The 21,958-nt window shown below is 43.3% G+C and carries 25 protein-coding genes and 1 tRNA gene; 7 read left to right on the top strand and 19 right to left on the bottom strand.

The genetic code is table 11. The annotated features are described in order from the left end of the window. Nucleotides 1-16 precede the first annotated feature (16 nt). The 3 genes from MNR06_RS02260 to MNR06_RS02250 all read right to left on the bottom strand — a co-directional run bounded on the left by MNR06_RS02260 (nucleotide 17) and on the right by MNR06_RS02250 (nucleotide 2,783). A complete protein-coding gene (locus MNR06_RS02260; protein ID WP_243538380.1) occupies nucleotides 17-340 on the bottom strand; it encodes a KH domain-containing protein in 324 nt (107 codons plus the stop codon). Between the two features lie 161 nt (nucleotides 341-501). Beyond that, complete coding sequence (locus tag MNR06_RS02255; protein WP_243538379.1) at nucleotides 502-2,127, bottom strand: HAMP domain-containing methyl-accepting chemotaxis protein; 1,626 nt, start codon at nucleotides 2,125-2,127, stop codon at nucleotides 502-504. 170 nt (nucleotides 2,128-2,297) lie between these two features. Further along, nucleotides 2,298-2,783: a GNAT family N-acetyltransferase gene (locus MNR06_RS02250; protein WP_407933234.1), complete on the bottom strand. Its 486-nt coding sequence runs from the start codon at nucleotides 2,781-2,783 to the stop codon at nucleotides 2,298-2,300. Between the two features lie 106 nt (nucleotides 2,784-2,889). Here MNR06_RS02250 and MNR06_RS02245 point away from each other — a divergent pair, with 106 nt between their 5' ends. From MNR06_RS02245 to MNR06_RS02235, 3 genes are all read left to right on the top strand, one after another. Then, the gene (locus tag MNR06_RS02245; RefSeq protein WP_243538377.1) at nucleotides 2,890-3,177 is read left to right on the top strand and encodes a hypothetical protein; all 288 of its coding nucleotides are present in this window, start codon (nucleotides 2,890-2,892) and stop codon (nucleotides 3,175-3,177) included. A gap of 60 nt (nucleotides 3,178-3,237) precedes the next feature. Then, nucleotides 3,238-4,863 (top strand): ATP-binding protein, encoded by a 1,626-nt coding sequence (locus tag MNR06_RS02240; protein WP_243538376.1) that lies wholly within the window; start codon nucleotides 3,238-3,240, stop codon nucleotides 4,861-4,863. A 101-nt stretch (nucleotides 4,864-4,964) separates the two neighbouring features. After that, nucleotides 4,965-5,711, top strand: a complete 747-nt coding sequence (locus MNR06_RS02235; protein WP_243538375.1) for a type 2 periplasmic-binding domain-containing protein — start codon at nucleotides 4,965-4,967, stop codon at nucleotides 5,709-5,711. On the opposite strand, the gene MNR06_RS02230 is transcribed toward MNR06_RS02235, so the two are convergent. Together MNR06_RS02230 and MNR06_RS02225 are read right to left on the bottom strand one after the other, a co-directional pair. Continuing rightward, nucleotides 5,695-6,483 (bottom strand): dienelactone hydrolase family protein, encoded by a 789-nt coding sequence (locus MNR06_RS02230; RefSeq protein ID WP_243538374.1) that lies wholly within the window; start codon nucleotides 6,481-6,483, stop codon nucleotides 5,695-5,697. The genes MNR06_RS02235 and MNR06_RS02230 overlap by 17 nt on opposite strands. Before the next feature lie 131 nt (nucleotides 6,484-6,614). Then, nucleotides 6,615-6,923, bottom strand: coding sequence for a hypothetical protein (locus MNR06_RS02225; RefSeq protein WP_243538373.1), 309 nt, complete (start codon nucleotides 6,921-6,923; stop codon nucleotides 6,615-6,617). A 143-nt stretch (nucleotides 6,924-7,066) separates the two neighbouring features. Between MNR06_RS02225 and MNR06_RS02220 the strand changes: the two genes are divergently transcribed. After that, entirely contained in the window at nucleotides 7,067-7,627 is a 561-nt protein-coding gene (locus tag MNR06_RS02220) for an NADAR family protein (protein ID WP_243538372.1), read from the top strand. A 59-nt stretch (nucleotides 7,628-7,686) separates the two neighbouring features. Here the strand turns inward: MNR06_RS02220 and MNR06_RS02215 are convergent, their stop codons facing one another. After that, entirely contained in the window at nucleotides 7,687-8,427 is a 741-nt protein-coding gene (locus MNR06_RS02215) for a TIGR02147 family protein (protein WP_243538371.1), read from the bottom strand. A 159-nt stretch (nucleotides 8,428-8,586) separates the two neighbouring features. Here MNR06_RS02215 and MNR06_RS02210 point away from each other — a divergent pair, with 159 nt between their 5' ends. After that, the gene (locus tag MNR06_RS02210) at nucleotides 8,587-9,063 is read left to right on the top strand and encodes a hypothetical protein (RefSeq protein WP_243538370.1); all 477 of its coding nucleotides are present in this window, start codon (nucleotides 8,587-8,589) and stop codon (nucleotides 9,061-9,063) included. 97 nt (nucleotides 9,064-9,160) lie between these two features. Here the strand turns inward: MNR06_RS02210 and MNR06_RS02205 are convergent, their stop codons facing one another. The 12 genes from MNR06_RS02205 to MNR06_RS02150 all read right to left on the bottom strand — a co-directional run bounded on the left by MNR06_RS02205 (nucleotide 9,161) and on the right by MNR06_RS02150 (nucleotide 19,938). Further along, a complete protein-coding gene (locus MNR06_RS02205; RefSeq protein ID WP_243538369.1) occupies nucleotides 9,161-9,391 on the bottom strand; it encodes an AbrB/MazE/SpoVT family DNA-binding domain-containing protein in 231 nt (76 codons plus the stop codon). 101 nt (nucleotides 9,392-9,492) lie between these two features. After that, the gene (locus tag MNR06_RS02200) at nucleotides 9,493-10,491 is read right to left on the bottom strand and encodes an HNH endonuclease (protein WP_243538368.1); all 999 of its coding nucleotides are present in this window, start codon (nucleotides 10,489-10,491) and stop codon (nucleotides 9,493-9,495) included. Nucleotides 10,492-10,826: 335 nt separating this feature from the next. Beyond that, a complete protein-coding gene (locus tag MNR06_RS02195; protein WP_243538367.1) occupies nucleotides 10,827-11,294 on the bottom strand; it encodes a hypothetical protein in 468 nt (155 codons plus the stop codon). A 212-nt stretch (nucleotides 11,295-11,506) separates the two neighbouring features. Next, nucleotides 11,507-11,580: transfer RNA gene (locus MNR06_RS02190), tRNA-Cys, on the bottom strand. Between the two features lie 63 nt (nucleotides 11,581-11,643). After that, nucleotides 11,644-13,092 carry an ATP-binding protein gene (locus tag MNR06_RS02185; protein ID WP_243538366.1) on the bottom strand — a complete coding sequence of 483 codons (1,449 nt, stop codon included), beginning with the start codon at nucleotides 13,090-13,092 and terminating at the stop codon, nucleotides 11,644-11,646. 105 nt (nucleotides 13,093-13,197) lie between these two features. Continuing rightward, nucleotides 13,198-14,076 carry a site-specific tyrosine recombinase gene (locus tag MNR06_RS02180; protein ID WP_243538365.1) on the bottom strand — a complete coding sequence of 293 codons (879 nt, stop codon included), beginning with the start codon at nucleotides 14,074-14,076 and terminating at the stop codon, nucleotides 13,198-13,200. Nucleotides 14,077-14,215: 139 nt separating this feature from the next. Further along, nucleotides 14,216-14,854 (bottom strand): hypothetical protein, encoded by a 639-nt coding sequence (locus MNR06_RS02175; protein WP_243538364.1) that lies wholly within the window; start codon nucleotides 14,852-14,854, stop codon nucleotides 14,216-14,218. A 151-nt stretch (nucleotides 14,855-15,005) separates the two neighbouring features. Then, nucleotides 15,006-15,785 (bottom strand): hypothetical protein, encoded by a 780-nt coding sequence (locus tag MNR06_RS02170; RefSeq protein ID WP_243538363.1) that lies wholly within the window; start codon nucleotides 15,783-15,785, stop codon nucleotides 15,006-15,008. A 379-nt stretch (nucleotides 15,786-16,164) separates the two neighbouring features. After that, complete coding sequence (locus MNR06_RS02165; protein WP_243538362.1) at nucleotides 16,165-17,313, bottom strand: SpoIID/LytB domain-containing protein; 1,149 nt, start codon at nucleotides 17,311-17,313, stop codon at nucleotides 16,165-16,167. Nucleotides 17,314-17,408: 95 nt separating this feature from the next. Continuing rightward, the gene (locus tag MNR06_RS02160) at nucleotides 17,409-18,158 is read right to left on the bottom strand and encodes a slipin family protein (protein WP_243538361.1); all 750 of its coding nucleotides are present in this window, start codon (nucleotides 18,156-18,158) and stop codon (nucleotides 17,409-17,411) included. Between the two features lie 17 nt (nucleotides 18,159-18,175). Further along, nucleotides 18,176-19,450, bottom strand: a complete 1,275-nt coding sequence (locus MNR06_RS02155) for an NfeD family protein (protein WP_243538360.1) — start codon at nucleotides 19,448-19,450, stop codon at nucleotides 18,176-18,178. Further along, the gene (locus MNR06_RS02150; protein WP_243538359.1) at nucleotides 19,447-19,938 is read right to left on the bottom strand and encodes a uracil-DNA glycosylase family protein; all 492 of its coding nucleotides are present in this window, start codon (nucleotides 19,936-19,938) and stop codon (nucleotides 19,447-19,449) included. The genes MNR06_RS02155 and MNR06_RS02150 overlap by 4 nt, the downstream gene beginning before the upstream one ends. Before the next feature lie 151 nt (nucleotides 19,939-20,089). Here MNR06_RS02150 and MNR06_RS02145 point away from each other — a divergent pair, with 151 nt between their 5' ends. Further along, entirely contained in the window at nucleotides 20,090-20,296 is a 207-nt protein-coding gene (locus MNR06_RS02145) for a hypothetical protein (RefSeq protein ID WP_243538358.1), read from the top strand. Here MNR06_RS02145 and MNR06_RS02140 read toward each other — a convergent pair whose 3' ends face one another. Further along, nucleotides 20,297-21,478: an MFS transporter gene (locus MNR06_RS02140; RefSeq protein ID WP_407933191.1), complete on the bottom strand. Its 1,182-nt coding sequence runs from the start codon at nucleotides 21,476-21,478 to the stop codon at nucleotides 20,297-20,299. Nucleotides 21,479-21,555: 77 nt separating this feature from the next. Between MNR06_RS02140 and MNR06_RS02135 the strand changes: the two genes are divergently transcribed. Next, nucleotides 21,556-21,957, top strand: coding sequence for a hypothetical protein (locus tag MNR06_RS02135; RefSeq protein ID WP_243538356.1), 402 nt, complete (start codon nucleotides 21,556-21,558; stop codon nucleotides 21,955-21,957). Nucleotide 21,958: the final 1 nt, after the last annotated feature.

Genomic DNA, 21,958 nt, shown 5'->3' with positions numbered 1-21,958 from the left:
CTACGGATCGAGAAGACTATGTTTCAATAATATGATAGGGAATTTCAACGATAGCGCGAATGCCTTTGCGAGCAAGTGTTGCAGCAATCACGGCACGCACACCGGTGATGTTCTTACCTTTGCTGCCGATGACCTGGCCAAGGCACTTTTTATCGCACTCAACCTTGTATACTGTGGTCTTATCGCCCACCGAAAAGCTTACTGCCACCGATTCTGGATAATCGACAATACCTTTAATAACTCGTTCTAGGAGGTCACGGCCGTCTTCCCGAGCTTCGTCGAGGTCGACTTCTAACAAATTATTATCACTGCGTTTTTTGATCACTTTAAGATCAGACATAACTAACTCCTACACCAAACATTTCGGTTTTGTAATGTAAATCTTAAGGAGTTTTTTGGGATAAGAAGGGTTTGTAATGGTCTTTAATACGGTGTCCAAAACAGAAAAGGAGGATTTCTCCTCCTTCTGCAATTAATTCGTTTTTAGTTTAGAATTAATTATTAAAAGCCATCGGTCGTCCCAACTTTCGAGCGTTCCTCATCATCAAAAGGAATGATGCTTGACGCAGACTTTGCAGACATTACCGATTTTTGTGCGGTTTTTATATTTACCACATTAGTTTTTTGAACGCGTTTTACTTCTTCAACATGGGAAGTTTCCGTAGCAGTTGTTTGCGCGCCTCCCATGATTGTTTGATTCAATTCCACCGTCAGATTCTGAGCCGTATTTGCCAGGTTGTTGATCTCACTGCTTGTCGCTGCGATTTCTTCAGCGGAAGCAGCGTTAGCTTGTGCTGCTTGATCTAACTGATTCATCGCTTTGCTGATTTGCTGAATACCTGTTGTTTGTTCAGCACTTGCAGCGGCGATTTCATTATTTAGATCAGCCACTTTTTTAATCGAATTTACGATGTTTGCTAAAGATTCTCCACTTTGGTCAGCAATGCGGCTGCCATCTTCAATTTGCGACACAGAGTCTTTGATCAAAGTTGAAATCTCTTTTGCAGAGGAAGCACTTCTTTGCGCCAAAGAGCGAACCGCTTCTGCAACCACCGCGAAACCTTTACCTTGCTCACCGGCTCTAGCAGCTTCAACCGCGGCATTCAGGGCCAACAAGTTCGTTTGGAATGCAATGTCGTCAATCACGTCGATGATTTCTTCGATCTTTTTAGAAGATTGAGAGATCGCACCCATAGAGTGAATCAGATTTTTGATTTCTTGTTCACCTGTTTCAGCTGAATCTTTAGAAGAGGCTGAAAGAGCGGCTGCCTGTTTTGCATTATCTGAATTCATTTGCACCATTGAAGTCATTTCTTCAAGGGCTGCCACTGTTTCTTCAAGTGAAGCTGCTGCTTCCGTTGACGATTGCGACAAACTGTTACCAGCTTCATTCAACTGTTCTACAGAAGTCGCTACTCTTGAACTCGCCGTAGATAAACGGTCAGCGATAGAAGAAACTGATGAAGACACGCGTGATGCGATCCACAGTAATAATCCGAAAATCAAAAATGCACTGAAACAAGTAACTGCGATCACCGTCTTCATGACAAAAGCTTCTTCGGCTCTTGCTTTCACCACACCGTCTTTCGCCATTTTAGAATAGATTTCGACAACGACTTTATTCCAATTTCTGATTTTGCCGCTGACCTTATCAAGATTTCCTTTAAGCATGCCTTTGGCTTCTTCGATTTTTTGCGGGTCGCCTGACTCAATCAAAGCAATCACTTTATCCATAGATGCATAATACTCAGGGAATAATGGCTTTACTTCTTGGTAAGCCACGTCTTCTTCTGGAGTACGAGGAATTGGATCATACTCCTCTTGGGCTTTTCTAAATTCACCAATGGCTTCTTGCGCTGACGCTAAACGTTTTGTGACGCGCTCTTTATCTTCAATCTCACCAATGGCTGCCCATGATTGATATAAGAACTTATTGCGGGATTGGCGCATTTCACCAACACCCTCAAAAGTGGGGATCACTTGGTCATTGGCTTCAGATAATAGAACTAAAACTTGTTCTACGCCTTGAAATGCCACTGCTCCTAAAACTGCAAAACCAATAACTGGAAATACAGCCGCTAATAATAGTTTGCCCTTAATTCCTTTGAACCAAGATTGAAAATTCATGAACCACGCTCCAAGGTTGCAATTTGATAATGCAATTTCTCGGAGGGATACTAAAGGGACTTAAGCAAAATTTTGTAATGCGAGGTTAATCTTATGAATATCCAACAAAATTAAGTATATTCGCGGACCTAGAAAACTATTTCTGATTTTGCTCTGTAATGAAACTAAACTTATTCTTGTGAAAAAGTCGAGAGAGCCGAGCCCGTTAAGCGGTACACCGTCCACTCACTCATTGGAACGGCCTTCAATGATTCGTAGAAATCAATAGCAGGCTTATTCCAGTCTAATACTGACCACTCTACCCTGCCGCAATTTCTTGCCACTGCGATCTGTGCAATCGTTTTTAAAAGCGCCTTACCGATGCCCTTACCGCGCAAATGGGGCTGTACATAAAGATCTTCTAGATAAATCCCCTTTTTACCTAACCACGTACTGAAGTTGTGGAAGAAAAGCGCAAAGCCCACGGGTTGCTGATCCCATTCTGCAATCAAAACTTCGACCGGAGATTTTTCTGTGAAGAGTTCTTTTTCTAGTTCTTCAGCATTCGTAACGACTTCGTGAGGAAGCTTTTCGTACTCTGCTAGCTCTTTGATCAGACTTAAAATTATATGGGAATCACCGGATTTTGCTTTGCGAATATTTAAAGACGGATTCATGGAAGTTCCTTTGTCAGTCGCGTATTTAGCTGAGGCGGATTTAATTGTCACCAAAACTTCATAATTGCTAATTAGTTTAGACACACTTGCAGTTTAAAATAAGGGCATGTCTAAGATAATTGCCGTTCAAGATTTAATCTCCGCAGGTTCCAGTCTCAATGATGAGTCTGGGGGTTATCTTTTATGGTTTATGGAATCTATTGAAATCGAAAATAAGATCCTGGCCCAAGCTCGACTTTCCCACGGGAATACAGCAGCTAACTTAGCAAACGTAGCAAATGCAATTGCTCTTGCACGCATTGCCGTAGACCGAGGCGAATGTTCGGTTGCGCAGTATGAAGCATCCCTTAGTCCGATGTTGAAATCCATAGAGGCCTTGTTAGTAGACACTTAGACGTGACTTTACATGAGCATTTTCTTACTCCCAGTTAAGTAATAGTTTTACTATGTACTCATGGGACAAAAAGTTTCTCATAAGCTTCATTTTGAAAAAACCGCGACAAAGATTTCCTTCGGATTTGCATTATTTATTACACTTATTGGAATTCTTGTTCTGATTGGTTGGCAGATTAATTCCGTAGATCTTCTTACGGCGTGGGATCGTGGGGCTGTGATGAATGAACGAACTGCCTTGGGTTTGTTTTTCACTGGCTTTGGGATTTTCTTTTACCTATTTTATTTTCCGCGCCTAAGTCAGGCCTGTGGGTACATTATCGGGCTAATTGCATTCACAGGCGTGCGTTTTTTCCAAATCAATGCTTGGTGGGACCAGAGAGTGGGCCCTTATTTTAAAAGCCCCGAAACTTTGAACATCGAAAGTTATCTTTCGCCCTACACTCGCACTTGCTTTTTCTTTATTGCCGTCGCTCTTATTGCGCCATTCACCAGTGACTTTAGAAAAAAATCAATGATCTTTGGGCTTTTTGGGCCCGCGGTCATCGCAATTCCTGTCGCAGCACTGATTGCAAACTATTATGATCTTGGGCCGACTGCAGATGTTGGATTAAACGCCATGGCCTTTCACACGGCGGTAACACTGATCGCAGCCGGGATCAGTCTTACTTATCTTGAATTCGAATCCAATAAAGCCAATATCAAACAATGGTGGCCCGTTATACTTGGACTTTGCACATTCATTATTACGCTTATTGTTTGGCAAGCCTATGTGGTGCGACTGCCAGAGGATGATTTTCTATCGACTCTGATTCTAGTTGTGGGGACGGCTGTTTCCCTAGTGCTTTCGTTCATGGGTTATCTAATTCAAACCCTGATGAAAAGTCTTAAGGTTTCTAAAACCACAGAAGCACAGCTTAAAGAATTAAATGAAACCTTAGAAGAAAGAGTCGCGGAAAAAACCAGGGAGCTTGCGCAAAGACTGATTGAGCTAGATAAATTCAGTGCCATTGCAGCACATGACTTGCGTTCACCGGTGGCTTCAATGATTTCTTATTCAGAACTTATAATGGATGAAACTTCAAAAGAGCAACCTGCCCATCAGTACGCAGAGACCATTCATCGTCTTGGCACAAAAGCGGTAAAGTTAATCGAAGTCTTGCTGGAATACGCACGCTCTGGAACTGTTTCTTCTAAACCCGTTGAGTTAGATACGAACCACATCGTGGATCTTGCGATCACGAACCTTCAGTCAGAAATCGCCGGGAAAGAAGCGAACGTGGAAGTGGCACCATTACCCCATGTGTGTGGTGACGAGATTTTGCTTATCGAACTATTTCAGAACCTGATCGGAAATTCTTTAAAATACAGCAAACCCGGCGTACACCCAGAAATCAAAATCCAGTGTGAGCAAAATGAAAATATGAATCAGTTTAAGATTTCAGATAACGGCATTGGGATTGACCCTGCTTACTCTGAAAAGATATTTGGCCTTTTTGAACGCGCAAAAGAAGTCAGCGAAAAAACCGAAGGTTCCGGCGTCGGCCTGGCCGTCTGTAAAAAAATAGTCGAAGGTTACGGTGGAAAAATTTGGTTTGAGTCTAAATTAGGATTTGGAACCAGCTTTATTTTCACTTTACCGTTAGTGAAGAACACACCTTGTTCAGCCACTTCGCCCGTTAAGTAAATACTCTATAAAACTCCTATGGCCGACGTAGTTTTCAACTAAGCGCAATAGTGAAAGTTACTTCCGTGACTTCTATGATTGGAGGTTGTTAATGTCCGCCCATGAATTTATTCGGTACACTTTGGTTAATTCTAAGTTCGTTCCTATTTTCTCAAAATAGTTTTTCAAAACAAAACACCGAAGAAATCACGCTTCATTATTACGACCGCCCGCCATTCATGTTTGAAAAAAATCATATGCCCACAGGGCTTACTGCTGATTTGGTTTTGCAGATTTTCAAAGATGCGGATGTTCCTTATAAACTTAAGAAAACCCCGGCGCGACGTCAGTTGAGAATACTAAAAGAAAACCAGGGGTCTGATTGTTCGCTTGGATTTAAAAGGTCGCAAGAGAGGGATCTGTTTGCGCAGTTCACTTTGCCGATTTATTTGGATGGACCTTGGGTTCTAATCAGCTCCCCGCGCTTAAATCTAAGCTCGAATATTGAAACTGTATTTGGAAATAAGCACCTGCTGTTGATTTTATTTTCGCGTTTCACCTATGGGCCAAGAATTGAAGAACTTTTGATGAAGTATTCACCAAAGACATTAACCATCGATGGTGAAGTCAGTCGTATATACGAAATGGTAAAAAATGGGCGAGCGGATATTGCTGTGGTTACCAAAGAAGAAGCGGAATACCAGGACAAAGCTCATCCCGGCAGTTTCCGCATCTATAACTTCCCTGAATTCGGTCCCTATGGCGAAAATCGCTACATTATGTGTAGTAAAAAAGTTTCCCAAAATACGATGATGAAATTAAATAACACCATCCAACGGCTAAGGCTTCATATTACTTCACCGAAGTAGGCGCCACTTCATTTAGAAAATCCATGAAATCCCGCCATGAACGTTTGTCGGCGATTTCGTTATAAGCAACGCCATCGGAAGGATCATCGCCGGCTTCTTGGTGCGTAAAGGAATGAACGGCGTTAGCATACGCTACGAATTTATAATCAGCATTGGCGCGATTCATTTCGTCTAAAAAGCCTTCCACTTGCGTGCGCGGAACGATGGGATCAATTGCTCCGTGGGCGACAAGAATACTTGCTTTCACATTTTGTGTGTCCTGTGGGTTCGGAGTTGAAAGCACGCCGTGGAAGCTAACGGCACCAACAACGTTATCTAAGTTCGCTCGAGCAGCCTCTAAGGCACCGGCCCCACCAAAACAATAACCCATGACAACGGTTTTTGCCGCTATCACTTCACCACGGGTGGCGACAAAATCCACTGCTGCTTTCACGCGACTGCGGTACAGAGGGATATCACCCATGTGCTTAGCAACAAGTTGAAAAGCCTCTGCCGGGGTTTTAGGGCGCACGCCTTTTCCGTAAATATCAGCAGCAAAGGCGACATAGCCTTCGTTAGCTAGCATGCGGGCGCGCATCTTTTCATATTCAGTCAGCCCCATGAACTGATGAATAATAACTACAACGGGACGAGGACCTTTCCAGGCATCATCGTAGACCAGCACACCTTCAAGCGTGGTATTGCCATCCATATAATCCAGGGTTTGCTCTTTGATTGCAGCAACACTGAGTGAAGAAATAAGCAGACAGAAAATCAGCAGACAGGCTTTCATAATCAACTCCTTTTATTCGTAAGATCGGACAACCGATTGATCTAAATAGAGAATTGATTTTAAAAACGATATCAAAGCTTGGTCAAAAGGCCTTGTAACACAAAAAAAGGCTATCTATGCGCTAGCGCAGTCTAGTAGTCCTGAAGGCCCAGCATTTCTTTACAGGCTTCCATGTGTTTTTCGATTTCGTTTAAGTGCTTTTGTAATTTCAAAAGCTCACGGTCATCAAGTTCAGCTTCCATGGAGGCTAAAACGATGGGATGCTTTTTTAGCCATGCACCCTGTTTAGACGCATAATTTTCAGGAACTCCAGAACGCAGAGCCGCCATTCTTGCGTCCCCGTCTTTACGATACTCAGAAATAAATTTTAAGGTTTCTAAGGTAAGAAGCTTGCGATGGGCTTTAAGACGTTGGGAAAAGCCGACTTGTCTAATGCGCATAAACCATCTTTCGTAAGGAGTGTTCCAGCAAATTATATTCAAACATGTCACGAGTGGCAAAACAGGCTTTGAGTTAAAACCCTTTGCGTCAGGATCGGGGATTTTCTTTGAGATTCTTTTCGGACTTTGAAATAACTTTTCCCATGAAAATTCTAAAAAGTTATTTCCTCTTGATCGCTGTCATTGTGCTTTCTGTTTCATGTGCTCACTCTAAGGCGCCTCACTATGATCGCTTTCCTGAAACTCCCGCGGTTCCCTATCAAGGTGATATTTTAGATTTTTATTCTACCAAGGATGCTTACGGGGAATTTTCTAACTTTGCTCTTTTTCCTGTGTTTGTTGATAACCAATGGTGGTCAACCAGCGAACATTACTATCAAGCCCACAAATACGACACTATTGAGCTTATTGAATGGGTGAAGTCAGCGCCAACCCCTTATGAAGCCGCGCAACGGGGTCGCGATAAAAACATTCCGAAGCGCGCCGACTGGGATCAACGAAAAGATGAATTCATGGAAAAGGCAGTATGGGATAAATTCTCACGCTACCCAGAGTTGAAGATTTTATTGCTTTCAACCGGCAACGCTAGAATCTATGAGCACACCACCAACGATTGTTACTGGGGTGACTGCGGGGATCGCACCGGAAAAAACAAACTAGGATTGTTATTAGAAAAAATCCGCGAATCCTTTAAAGGACAATAAAAAAGCCTGCTGACAGGATCTGGACCCCATAAAATGGACAGATCAATAAAACAGACTTTTTAATTTAACTTAGTCGAAGGAAGCTCTGGCTTTGATTCTTCCTTTAACATCGTAAAGACCGCGTTCTGGAAGCACACTAGGGACTCACCGTCTTCAGCGTCAAATTCCGTGATGAACTCACGCTGGAAAGCTCTAAGCTTTGTAATAGCCTCTTGCAGTCGCTCTGGCTTCATGCGGATAAAGTTTGTTGAATACTGGCGGGACTCTTTAGGAACAAGGTCAAAGGAACGATCTAAAAGCCCGAGAACTTCTTGGTGCATGGATTTTGGATCTGGCTTTTCAGGAACCCCGGGTTCTAGGTTTAAAATCTCCTGGGGCTTGATTCCTAGGATCGGAGCTAAAACCTCAGCTAGGCTCTCGGTATCCTCAAAACGGGGCATACGTAGGCCTTCACGCACGATATAGCGGGCTAGGGAGTTTTTCTTTTCCCCATCAAGGTAGTTCAGCACCATAACTCTAAGGGTGGTGCTTTCGATGGACTTTTCGTATTTCACCAGGTTTGTGAAATGCGCTTTTTCATTTTCATTAAATTCGAAATACTCACAGAACGTCTGAAGCAGTTTATCTCCAACGTGGCGCTTTTTATTCAAGATCATCGATAATGCTGAAGGATACGCAAGACCCAAATGACGAGTCCACGTCGAAAGACTCCAGCCTGTGCGGGTCTCATTGCGCCAGCTATTATAGTCAGCTAGGAAAGCGCGATAGTCTTTGTAATTCAGAATATCAGACTTGTTCATCGTGGGACCCTTATACCCTAAGGGCTCTCTGGGCTTACACAAGATTAGTGAACATTCACAAAACCGGTGAAAGGTTTTCATGGAGCACCCCTTGTCTGGGAAAATTATCCATGTCAAAAGCTTCGACATCTGAAAACAAGAAAACTTAAAGGAGACTTTATGAAACTTATGATCGCTATTCTTATGATGGTTCCTGCTTTTGCTACTGCTGCTACTGAAATCGTGTACAACACTTCTTCTAACCCATACATCCCTGCTCGTGGTGTAGTGACTGCTAATCAAATCTGCTTAAACAGCAATAAAGATGCTTTCAAAGTTTACGTTGCTCAACACGTTGTTGAAACTTGTGATTCTGTAAAAACTGATCACTCTGATTCTACAAGACCTAAAAAGATTTGCGTGGGTCGCAAGATGGTCACTGTACCTGCAACTACGACGACTGTTTCTGCATTCACAAAAAAACAAGTTTGCTTGAAATGGAACAATAACGATTCTGCATACCCACGTTGCATGAAGTCTGTGTTGAAAGACGCGATGTACTCCACTTCTTACACTCAGTACAAATATGAACTGGCTGACTACAGAAGAGAACGTCCAATTTCTTCTAAAAACAAAGAAATCGAGACTTGCAAATAATTTGGCTTAGGCTGGACAGAGCTGTGCGCGCTCCGTGCTGAGCGCGTAGGTAAAGCATTTCAAACCAAAGGCGTTGATTTTATCAGCGCCTTTTTTTTTATAAATCCATCTCTTTATCTGTTTCTGGGGTCCAATCCAAAAGAGAAAGATCAGAATTTCTATTCCAATCTACTTTCACTTTTTTCATGACCTTAATTGAAACTTCATCTCCGTTCACGGTCCATAAAAGCGTATCGCCTTTAGCGATCTGCAAGGATTTACGAACGCGCGCTGGGATCGTAGTTTGATTCTTCTTTGAAGCTTTTGAAGTTGCGCCTGCTTTTGACATGCGGTTGCCTCCTTCAAAAAGGCTAAAAGCAGACGAAAATTTTGTCACGTTCGCAGTCAAAACAGGACCTGTTTCAGGTCTTTTTTCTTTTTCTTTCTTCACTAGCTCCGTATTTTCAAGCCTTTTTCGTTATAATATTTCGCGCGATTATGCATTCCACACAGAAGTTGCAAATTCATTAGTGAATTCACACCACCAGCCCACTTTGAAACCTTATGATCCACTTGCAAAGCAAAGGTACTTCCACACACTTTCCCCGTTGTCCGATCTACGTATTGGCAGCATTTATCCCTCTTAAAAACCATGCGCCGCATTTTTGGAGTGACGGATTTTGTTTCCTTTGAGCTTTCCCCGATTTCCACATTTTTCACCACCGCTCCGGTGGTGACTATTGCTTCCGGGAAATTAATTTCCAAATTCGTCATCGCTTCATCCTCAACCGTTGCCGAACTTGAAGCTTTTTTGCGTTTAAACTTTTCATCCAAATACTGATTCGCTAAAAATTCAATCACGTCTGCAAGTGCAATGGACCCATGTTCTTGCAGAAGGATATGAGCTGCCAAGTCTTTGCAGCGCAAAAGTTTTTCGTGTTGTTCTTTAGTCAGTGTAAGTTCTAACCGTACAGACTCATCTTTTTGAACTCTTTGAGTGTCATATTCTTTTAAGGGTAAATCTAAAGCCTGCGCCAGTTCCTGCTGAGTTTCTTGTGTCGTTTTGCCCAAAACTATTTCGATCAAAGCTTGCTTTTGCAAATTTGAAATTTTCTCTCCGCTAACTTTTTCTTTTTCTTTGATCGCTCGGGAAATTTCACCCACTTGGGTTAAATTCAATGAACCATCTTGAATTCTTTCGGCCACTTCTGGAATATCACGAAGCAATCGAGCCGCTTCAAGTCGGCGCATGGCTGCCGATCCGGAATATCCAAGCTCTTTGATGAGATAATCATAAATGGAAGAATAAGCTTTTTCTAAATAGAGCTTCCGAGAATCGACCTCGCGGATATGTTCTAAGATAAGATGCAAGAGTCTGCGCTCTTTTTGCACTAAGTACTTTAGCCGTGACTCAAGTTCATTATTTGAAAGCTGCGAAAGTGAATTCATAAAAATCTCCCAGCGATGGGAAAGTGTATAACACGGCTTTTTAAGAGTTAAATTTCTCGGCAATGGAAAACCTCTTTTTATCACTCTTTAAACAGTCGCATTTAGCTTATAAAAAGAGATCTTCTCATCAAAGCCACTTTAAAATTTTCGTCCAAGTTTTTTCAAGCAGCGAGGATTTTAAGAACACCAAAAACCCGTCAACAAAATCAGCATGACATTTTTGATATGACATCTCAAGCCACCGGAGCGGTGGTAAGTCAGCCGTTAAACAAACTATGTAGCATTTTAATTTACAGAAAATGAGTCGCTCGTGATGTGCCAAAATACCGCGAAATTCACAACTTCGGATTAACCAAAATTTCCCCGCGATATTTACTTTGAATTAACTTCGCAAAGTTTGCCGCACTTCTTTTGGTTGGAAAATGATAATAGAAATATTTATCACCAACGTGAATTGTAAAACCACAACCTGGAAATCTTCCTGAGCTATAAGAAAGCCTGATTTTTTCATTTTGTATAAACATGTTTTTTCTGGAAACCAGAGCCGTAATGCGAATAGAGCCTTCCGAGATGGTCATTTTGCTTTTAGATTGTTCCCACAAAATAAAAATCCACGCAGCGCCCGCGAAAAACATAACATTATACAATACTACGTCCGACAAAGAGACATCGTCCCATCTGTTGTTGAGCGCAAATGAGACTGGAGCTATCGCGAACATCAGACAAAAAATAAGGTAAATAACCTTCGTGCCATTGTGAATTCCGATAACTTCGATTTTATCTGGCGATTCTATTATCTTCATGAATTAAGTATAATCAGGGTTTTGTTTTCAAAAAAAAACAAATTCATAAGTAACCACAGAAATTCCAAGACCAAAATTCCCGAGCCAAAATTCAAATTTAAGATTTAAGATTTAAGATTTAAGATTTAAGATTTAAGATTTAAGATTTAAGATTTAAGATTTAAAATTTAAAATTTAAAATTTAAAATTTGCGATTAAAAAAGAAAAGAATTTGGAGGTGACGAGCGGATTTGAACCGCTGTAGCAGCTTTTGCAGAGCTGAGCCTAACCCCTCGGCCACATCACCCCTAAAGGAAACGTCAATCTAGTGAAAAACACCCTTTAAGTCAACTTTTAACAAGGTCTTCCCCTAACACCCCAGCCTCTTTAGCGATTCAAACGGCAGAAAAGTGATCTTCAAAGCTTTCTCTACGTGGGCTGGCAGCATCTTTTCACAAGCTTCGAGGTCCGCAAAAGTTCTAGCGACTCGCAGCGTTGCAAGATCCCTACGGCGGGATGCCAGCTCCTTAGGAAACAGCTCCTGCAGGTAAAAGCTTGGAAGGTCACGAATAAGCTCATCCCAGGTCCACCGACCTGAAGGCTTAACAAACCTCGGATCTTTGCCTGCGAGGCCTTTACGGAAGTTTCGTGCGGTTTCAATGGCTGCCAGAATATCCATCCCAGACTGGGCCTGGCCGTCCTCGCGCTTCTTAGTAAAAAAGATCACCTGAAAGCGATCCACCAACGGCCCCGACAATCTTTCCATGTAGGACTGGCATTTCTTTAAGGACCGTCCACAAACGACTTTCGCTTGCGGAGTCCAATCACCACAAGGGCAAAGATTTGTCGTTGCGATCACCAGATTTTCCGCCGGATGATCTTCATAATAACGCCCGCGCCGAATGCGAATCCGTGACTCCTCCATGGGTTCCCGCAAGGCCTCTTGCGCCCGCGGATGAAATTCCAAAAGCTCATCTAAAACCAAAATCCCCTTGTGTGCCCTAGAAATTTCACCCTTAAACGGAGGAATACCCCCACCAATCAAACCTAACGGAGAAGTTGAATGATGGGGCTGAATAAGCGGACGCCAATTAATTACTTCATCTTTTTTTGTTTTATTATTACGAATGATTTCTTGAATATCGTCTTGGGAAGGTGCCGCCAGCAAACTCTGCAAAGTCTTAGCAAAAGTACTTTTCCCAGAACCCGCGGGTCCTGCCAATAAAAGGCTATGCTCCCCTAAAGCAACAAGCTTTAACATCTCTGCCTGGCGTTCAGGAAAATTCAAATCCAAGCCGAACTGAGGCCGCACCAATGGAAACTGACGGGGCTGCTTAGCAACGACCAAAGGCGTTTGCACATCCTTTAACACCGACAAAGCCGCACGATCAAACGGAGCCGTCGTATCCCGCACTCTCCCCGTCCACACCGTCACCTGATCATCTTCAAAGTCTTCACAAAGATCATCAGGTTCAAACACTTCACCATTTAAGGAAAGCTCGCCATAAACAAACACCTCGTCGAGCTTTGGTTTTCTAATCTGCTCACTTTCCCAAAGAATTCCTAACGCCACCGCAAGTTCCAAGCCCCGGGAACTTTTCTTTAGATGAGCAGGTCGAAGATTCACTAGCACCTGCTGCGCCTTCGGAAAATCAAAATCCTGCGCCCGCAAAGCACTTTTAATTCGATGAATGCTTTCCTTAATAGCCTGATCCGGCAGCCCTAAGAATTGCACCTGCGGTAAACCTGGAATAAAACTAATTTCCACATCGACAGGAACCAACCGATCATTTTCACGAATCAAAGATTTTATTTTCATGCAGACCCGGCACAAGCAAAAAAGCGCCAAGCATTCTGAAAAAACAAAGGGCCTCTCAGCGAGAGGCCCCAACGAAGACCGGACAAAAAGTTTTAGACGGTAAAACTATTTTTCCATTTCCGGCATTGCCGACAATGGATGGTGTTCTTCAATAGTCCGAGCCATCGTATTGGTGGTAACATTCGTATATATTTGCGTCGTTTGAATGCTCGCGTGCCCTAAAAGCATTTGAATCGAACGCAAGTCCGCGCCGCCTTCAAGCAACGCCGTCGCGCATCCATGACGGAATCTGTGAGGATTCACCGGTTCAGGAAAACCCGCACGCGCTGACCAAGCAGCTAGCCAACGCCACACATCCACGCGCGAGGGGCGATGGCCACGATCATTGATCAGAATCGCTGGCGAATTTTCTCTGATTAAATGGGTGCGATGATCTTTCAAGTAAGCCGTCAGATTCTCAGCCAACTTTTCAGTCAAAGGAACCAAACGCTCCTTATTACCTTTACCCAAAACCTTGATCCAACGATCCGTCTGATTAAAATCAACAATATTTAAAGCAATCAACTCAGAAACGCGGCAACCCAACCCATACAAGAACAAAAGAGTCAGTTGGTTGCGCGCCGTCTTGTGCGCATCTTGAACTTCCGCTGCTTCAAAAAGTTGATGAAACTCTTGCGGAGTCAAAACTTTTGGCAGACCCACTTTCACTTTTGGTGGTCTTAGCTCACGCAGCTCAGGGCATTTCATTCCGCGAGTTTCACAGAATTTAAAGTAAGTTCTTAAAGAAGAAATCACACGGGCCTGAGAGCGGGTTGAAAGTTTATGCTTTTTCATAAACTCGTAAAACCCGCTGACCATTTTGCTGGTTTTGCCGTATTCAATATAAAGTTCCAGATCACGGCGATAAGCCATCACTGTATTCTGAGAACGTCCTCGTACATTTTGCAGCTCATCAAAGAAGTCGATCCAAAGAGGTAATTCCATATCTCTATTAGACCCAGACTTTCATCCCAAGAGCAAGAATTATTATGTCACTAATTCAAAACGACATATTCAAAGGCACCGAAATAAAAAAGGCCCCGATGTCTCGGAGCCTTGGGGGTTTTTCGATGAGGCGTTTTTATTAGTCAAACAATCCGTAGAAGTTCGAAGAGCAAGTGATGTTATTGATGCGAGTAATAGAAACTTTCGCCCAAACTCGAGTGCCTGATTGGTATAAACCCATTCCCTCACTGCCTGGAGCTTCAATTTTCATCTCGACGATTTGCGAACCTTGTCTTGCAACCAATAATGGAATGCTTAAGTTCGTTCCGTAAAGACCCAATTGACCCACTTGCTTAGTTTCAACGATGTAAGTTCCTGCTTGCAACACACAGCTTGATAAAGCCGCGCCATTCATATCGATGTCAGACTGAGCACTTGTGACAACCATCGAACCTTGTGCTGCCACTGGCCCTTGATAATTGTTATAGTTATTGCCCGAAGCATTGGCTTGAATGTTCGACGACTGAGCAATCAAGTTCATTGATTTCAAAGTCACATTGCGACTAGGGCTTGCACTTTCAAAAGTTGCAAGAGTCACCGGAGTCACAATCGTGCTGCAGTTAGAACAGTTTGTGAGACCATTTGGTGCCACTGCAACAGTTCCGCCACCGCCGTCTTTTCCACAAGCTGCGAGAGTTAATACCATTCCCAGCGCTGCGAAAATTTTTGTGATATTCCATGCTGGAAAACTTAAAGTTTCTTTGTTAAGTCTTTCCATGTTTTTCTCCTAGTTAATAAATAGTTTCTTTTTTAAATTTTAAGTTCGTCTTTAAACTCTTCAAAGTCCGTTACTGCTCCAGCCTACGCGTCTGGTCTACACTCCGACTTCGTCGGAGTAAGAACGCTGCGGCTCTGCCCGCGGCCGCGGCTTACTGATTAAATGCCGCTGCTTTGTTCAGACCGCTGAAAGTTCCAAGAAGTCTGTAACCGTCACCAGATCCAGGGTATGGAGTGGTTTTGTTGATGACAGCGTCAGAGCGGCAGTTCCATGGACCAGAGCGGATGTACCAGCAGTTTCTGTAAGTAGATTGGTAGTAGTAACTTTGCGCGAAGTTTTTATAGTACACGCGACCAGAAACAACTCCACCACCTTGGGCATCCCCTTGGTTTACATAGTTATCAAACACTAGAACGATCGCACCGTAATTATCTTGGAAGAAAGCAGAGAAGTAATATTTTCCACCAATGATGAACCATCTGTTGAATTCAGACTCTAGCATATTGTTGTCTTTCAAGTACTTGTGCTCTGGATTTGTTCCTGCACCAGCCGAGAAAGTACCAGTATATTGTTGGCCTTGGTCTAAGTAGCTGATTTTCACAGTACCGCTGTAACGACCGTTTTCAACCGCTGAAAGATCCACAGTCAACTTATAGTTCGATGGATTGTTCAGTGGGTGTAAACCAACATAAGAGTTCATTTCATTCAAAGACACCGGCGTGAAATTCACAGTCTTCTCTGAATTAGTAGAAGAGTATTGCGTGTTATCGCTCGTGTATACGCCATCTGGAGATACTGGGATTGTACCAGTGCCGCCTTGGACAACTTCTTGGTAGACTGTCGATGCAGGTGTCTGACCTTCTTTCGCGCAGCCAACACCAAGAAGTGCGATCGCAGCTACTAAAATCAGTTTTGAGTTATTTGCTTTCATATCAGCCTACCTTTAAGAGGTTCGTTAATTTATTGATCCTCTTGCTTAGGTCTTATTGCGATGCTTGTGCCAAGGTTGAAAACCAGGCCTAAGCCTATGATTAGTATTAAGAAAACATGGTTTTCTCAAGCTGACACAAAGGGGCATTTGCGTCTAATGTCTGCTGAAGGTGCGCAAAAAGGGCACCTCTGTCTCAAAAGAGTGCGGTAAAAAGTTCGACATTTTCTAAGGAACTCAAGGTTTTCTCGACCTTTACCGAAATGGGAATAAGAGCTTTTTTATCGAGGAAATAGACATGACGATTTCAGCAACGAATGCATTGATTCTGGGAGCAGTATTTATGTTTGCAGCCAGAGTCTTTATGGGATTCTAAAATAAATTACTTGAGTAACGCCAACGGATAATAGTGTTTCAGGATCTGTCTGAAGCTCAATCCATTTTTTCCTAAGGCCCTGCTGCCCCACTGGCACATTCCTACACCGTGACCAAATCCACGACCTTCAAAAACGTAGTTACTTCCCACAGTTTTTAAATCAAATAAAGAACTCTTTAACTCTTGAAATCCCAGCTTTTGACGAAGCTCGTTGCTACTAAGCAGTATTGTTTTTGAATCAGCAAAAGTGACTTTGACGGACTTAATGCGCTTTTCACCCGGAGTACGAATTAATTCCAACTTACTTAAACCCGAGATATTCAATTTCTTTTCTAACTCTAATTTTGAAACTTCCAATTTCCAATGAGCCTTGGGGCTAAAGGGGCACGATTTATCAACGACCACTCCCGCAGAGGGGCCAGCGTTCCAAACATTTTTTGCCGAAGTCGTCTCGCCACCGCAATCCGCGTGGAAAAATGATTTTAAGATTTTGTTATCAGCAGTGTATAGCTCGATACCTTCGGTTGAACGAACGGCTTGCACCGCTTTTTTCACCAACGGGTCGTTTTCGTTATGGGTTAAAACGTGTTGATACACCTGATCTAGAACCGTGCTTTCTAGCTGATAAGGCTTATCCTTGCGTTCGTTCATAACAGCTAAGGCATAGGATCTTGCTGCCACAGCTTGCGCTTTCAAAGTTTCTAACGGCCATGACAATGGCATTTCACTTGCGATCACGCCAATAACGTAGTCTTCAAGCGGAACCAGGCCAATGACATCCACGTTCTTGTTGGCATTTAAATTTAAAACAACTTGTGAAGGAACGGGCTTTGCGCCCAAACGCAGATTTTCACCTTGAACTAGCAAATAATTTTGGTGAAACAATTGTTCAGGATCTTGATCGTTCACTCTTAAAGCCCAAAGACGTTTGCCATCTTTTTCTAGGACACGCACTTCCGCTTTGGCAGCTGCCGGAATAGCTACCGTTTGATACCGCGAACCTAGGTTTTGAAATTTTAAAGAGGAACCGGAAATTTTTAAGCTTTTAGAAACTTCTAACAGGCGAACGCGAACCAGGGGCTTACTTGCGGGTGTAGAGTGGGCTTCAGAAAGGAAAACCACATAGGCGATAACAAAAATGAAAAACGCGCTCATCCACCGCACTAATTTCGCTCCATCCTTAGAGAGCGCAAGTCCGCGTGCAGACTTACGCTCTTCCATTAAAGCGAAATGCGGCGAAGGATGTAAGTCTAGTTTTTCTTATTCATCTCAAAAAACGGACGAATGATATCCAGCGGCATTGGGAAAATCACGGTGTTGGTTTTATCACCCGCGATTTCAGTCAATGTCTGCAAATACGCCAACTGCAAGGCTGACGGAGATTCTGAAAGAGTATTAGAGGCTTCTTGAAGTTTCTGCGCTCGTTGCACTTCACCTTCAGCACTGATGACTTTCGCGCGACGCTCACGCTCGGCCTCTGCTTCACGGGCCATGGCTCTTTGCATTTCTTTTGGCAAATCGATTTGTTTTACTTCAACCATCGTCACCTTGATACCCCAAGCTTCTGTGTGCTTATCAAGGATACCTTGTAATGCTCCATTGATTTTATCACGATGCTCTAACACATCATCCAATGGATATTGACCCATAACTGAACGCAAAGTCGTTTGCGCTAGTTGGCTTGTTGCAAAGTAATAGTCTTCGATTTTTGTGATAGCCTCTAAGGGCGAAACCACTTTGAAGTAAACAACGGCGTTGACTTGCATACTGACGTTGTCTTTGGTGATCACGTCTTGGGGTTGCACGTCCATAGCGACGGTACGAGTGTCGATTTTAAGCATGCGTTCAATGAATGGGATTAGTAAAATCAAACCAGGGCCACGCACACCTACAGCTTTACCTAAACGCAGAACAACACCTCGTTCCCAGTCATTTAAAATTTTGATCATCGAGCTTAGGATGATACCGCCGATGACTACTACACCAATTAAAAATTCCATAATTCACCTCTTGTCGGTTATTTAATTTTTTTAACATTTAAAGTAAGGCCTTGACGGCCCGTAACGTTGACTCTGTCTGCAACCTGCAAAGAGTCTTCTGAAACAAACTTCCAAGTTTCGCCCATGATAATAATCTGGCCGCGGTGGCCATTGGATTCAACACTCACAACTTCACCCATTGCTTCGGCTAAGTCCACATCCCAGTCGCGCGCTTTTAGGCGAATAGTTCTAACCGCCAGATATCCGATCCCTAAAAATAACGCAGCCAACACACCTACGACTGAAATAATCAATGGCAGGGGCAAGCTGTAACCCGTGGTTTCCATATCAAACAAAAACAAACTTCCCATAAAGACCGCAATCAGACCACCCACACCTAAAGCACCAAAGCTTGGAACGAAAATTTCAAGAATCAAAAACGCGATCCCTAAAAGAATCAGCGCAAGCCCGCCCCACGCCACTTCTAACTTGTGAAAAGCGACCATCGATAACACTAAACCAATACCGCCAATCACGCCCGGCGCGATCAACCCGGGATGAGTAAGCTCGACATAAAGCAAAGCCAAGCTTCCCATAAAAAGCAAATAAGCAAATTCAGGATCCGCAACGAAGCTTAAAACCTTATAGCGAGTGTCTGGCGCAAACTCTTGAAGGTCAGAAATTTTAACTTCCTGCTTTTGATTTTCTTTAAACGTCACCATGCGTCCTTGCGCTTGGTTTAAAAAATCAATTTCATTTTTTGCCAAAATATCCAAAGCCTTTTCTGCGTGGGCATCTTCAACCCCCAAGGACTTCGCTTCTGTCACGATCTCTTTAGAGAACTTTAAATTTCTGCCGCGAAGCTTGGTGATGCCTTCAAGCCAGCTAACGGTGTCGTTGATGATTTTCTTACGAAGATCATCAGGAATTTTTTCGCCCGTTCCAAGAATTGGAGTTGCTGCGCCGATACTTGTTGCTGGCAACCCGCCATTGACGTGGCAAGCTTGTAAAATAATCGCTCCCGCACTGCCCGCGTGGCCACCACTTGGCGTGATCAAACACACGTAAGGCAAATCTGAAGCAAGTATCTTTTCTACGATCAAACGCGTGCTTTGCAAACTTCCACCTGGAGTATTCATGCGCACATAAATACTTTCGCACTTGTTTTCTTTGGCTCTTTTTTCAGCGCGCTCTAGATAATCTGAGGTAGAGGCCGTGATGGCTTCATTGATCGTCACAGCCACAGTGCATTTTGCATGGGCAGCTATTTGTAGGTTACACAAAATGAAAATCAAAAAAGCCAAAAACTTCATAAGCCCAGCTCCTTCATCACTTTTTGCAAATCATTCCAGACCACTTTTTTCGCGCCAGGATCTTCAAGCAAGTAAGCTGGACTGTAAGTTTCAATCCACTTACCTGAGCCTTTGATAATCAGTTCACCAATGTCTTTAGGAAAAGAACTAAAGACCACCACGACACGGGCTTGAATTAATTTAGCTAACTCTGATGGCAGCTCGCCCCTGCTATCCACTGTGCAGTCAAGTTCAAGAACCTGCAGGTTCTTAAGTTTCATCGCCGCCTTCATTTTGCCGAACAGATCTTTTGTTTCAGGAAGAAAAAGACTTTCCTTGGATTGTGTCAGAATATTTAAAAACACCAATTCCGCGTGCTGAACTTCAGCAGGAGCAAACGGTCCCTCAGGCAAAAAGAAGCTGGTTTTTTGAGCGCCGGTTTCCCCAGGTGTGATCATCACATTCTGCAGACCCAAAACCTCTTGCAAATACTGAATGTAGTCTTTCATGCCAGCGAGTTTACCCAGACCCTAGTCCATAGACCATCAAATCTGGCTGATGCGCTGCTGAATAAACGATGCATCAGAAGAATAAATCGGAGTTTACGTCTCAAGCTGAGACAAAAGATGCCGATAAGAAAGCATCAGTGGAGGTATCACCATGGAAGTTTTCAAATTCAACATCATTCCTACAGAAGAATTTATTAAGCGTGAAAACTTTCGAATGAGTGTACAAAACTGCGAGTTATGCAGTGGCCCCATGGAATTCGATTATCAACAATCAAAAGAAGATGCGATGATCCAAGAAAATGGCAAATGCCAGGTTTGCGCCCACGAAAGAAAAAGCACTCTTCATCGCGTGAGTTAATTAATCCCAGTTGCGATAAAGTTTTGTGATTCCGATCAAGGCCAATCCCAGGCTTGCGATATACAGGGCCGTTGTTGTAGCAGAAAGCCTTGCGACGGCTCCCCAACTTACTGATCCAATCGCCATTCCGGCATAAAAGACAGCCAAGAAAACACCCAGCATCGTCGCTTTTAAGTGGGACTTTCCAGTGATCTGCCGAGAACTCATGTTCATCAATGTTGAAAGAACTAACCACCCGATTCCTGCTAAAAACATGGCGACATATAAAAACCCATAGTGCGGAGCAAACCCTAAAAGACCCACACCCACCGCATAAATCACGTAAGAACCGGCCAAAGATTTTTTAGTTTTTCCCGGCAGCATCACTTTTTCAGAAAGAATTGCACTTAAGCACGCACCTAATCCAAAACTCCCCAACAGCATACCGTACTGAAAAGAGTTTAACTCCATTTCAAGGCGGCCCCTGGTTGGATATAGCGCCCACAATGACGAAGCAAAGAAAGTGACACAGAATATTTCCACCCACAGCTTGGCGTTGTGAAAGGAAAATAAAAATCTCCAATCAAGGGTTTCAAGTTTTTTTGTTTGTTCCAGGCCGGTGTTCACCGGCCAAATCCAAAAGAAAATGATCAGACCTAAGAATGAAACGCTATTAATTAAAAAAGCACTGCTTGGGCCCACACTGCTTAGAATGCCTCCGCCCACAGTTGGGCCAAGCACGCGGGTTAAGTTAATTCCCATATAATAAACCATCACCGCAGAAGTATGCATTTGATTGGGAACTAAATCCGTAAGCACAGACTGAAAAGCTGGATTCGTAAGCGCAAATCCACACCCCATGATAAGCGACAAACTTAGCAAACTCGCGACGGTGACTTGCCCTTGCCACACTAGATACGCCAGAAGACCTGCTGCAAAGAACATCATACTTTGCGCAAACAGCAGCACTTTACGACGGTGCCCTTGATCCGCTATAAGTCCCGCAGGAATACTTAAAAACAAAACTGGTAAACTATTTGAAAAAGATAAAAGCGAGATCACCAAGGGCGAGGTGTTTAAATGTGTCATCACCCAACTTGCTGCCACATCTTGAATCCAAGTTCCAAGATTTGACAAAAAAGCACAGATCCAAAAGGATCTGTAGATGGAAATTTTCATGGGGGACCAAACGGACTCATTCATGACAAGACAATCATATACCGGAAAAACTTTGCGACCAATTTCTTATTAAGAAAAAATAGAATCAGTGGGAGGTTAGCATGAAATTGCTAATAAGTATCTTTCTGGTCATCGCCCTCAACTCTCTGGCACAAGCAAAACCCGCGGTGCAACTTTCAATCAATCCTGAACAAATTTCTGCCAAAGCCGATAAGTTTTATTACTATAACTTCGGTCACGTCGCGGTGAACTTTCGAGAACGCGCAGATATCTACCTTCGCAACACCGGGGATGAAAACCTTGAAGTGAAAGGCATCTACATCCTAGGTTCCGCCTATTGGGCATGGAGCAACTGCCCTAACCGCTTAGGACCGAATCAAGTCTGCCGTACTACGGTGGAGTTTAGACCGTGGCACGACGGCTACTTCGCGGGACGTCTGCGTTTTGCTTTCCCCGTCGATAATATTTATGTCGATTTATACGGATGGGGACGTCGTCGCTAAT

This window comes from Bdellovibrio reynosensis (assembly GCF_022814725.1).
Lineage (GTDB): Bacteria > Bdellovibrionota > Bdellovibrionia > Bdellovibrionales > Bdellovibrionaceae > Bdellovibrio > Bdellovibrio reynosensis.
The sequence above is the reverse complement of the archived record's forward strand: the minus strand, read 5'-3'. Positions and strand labels throughout refer to the sequence as shown.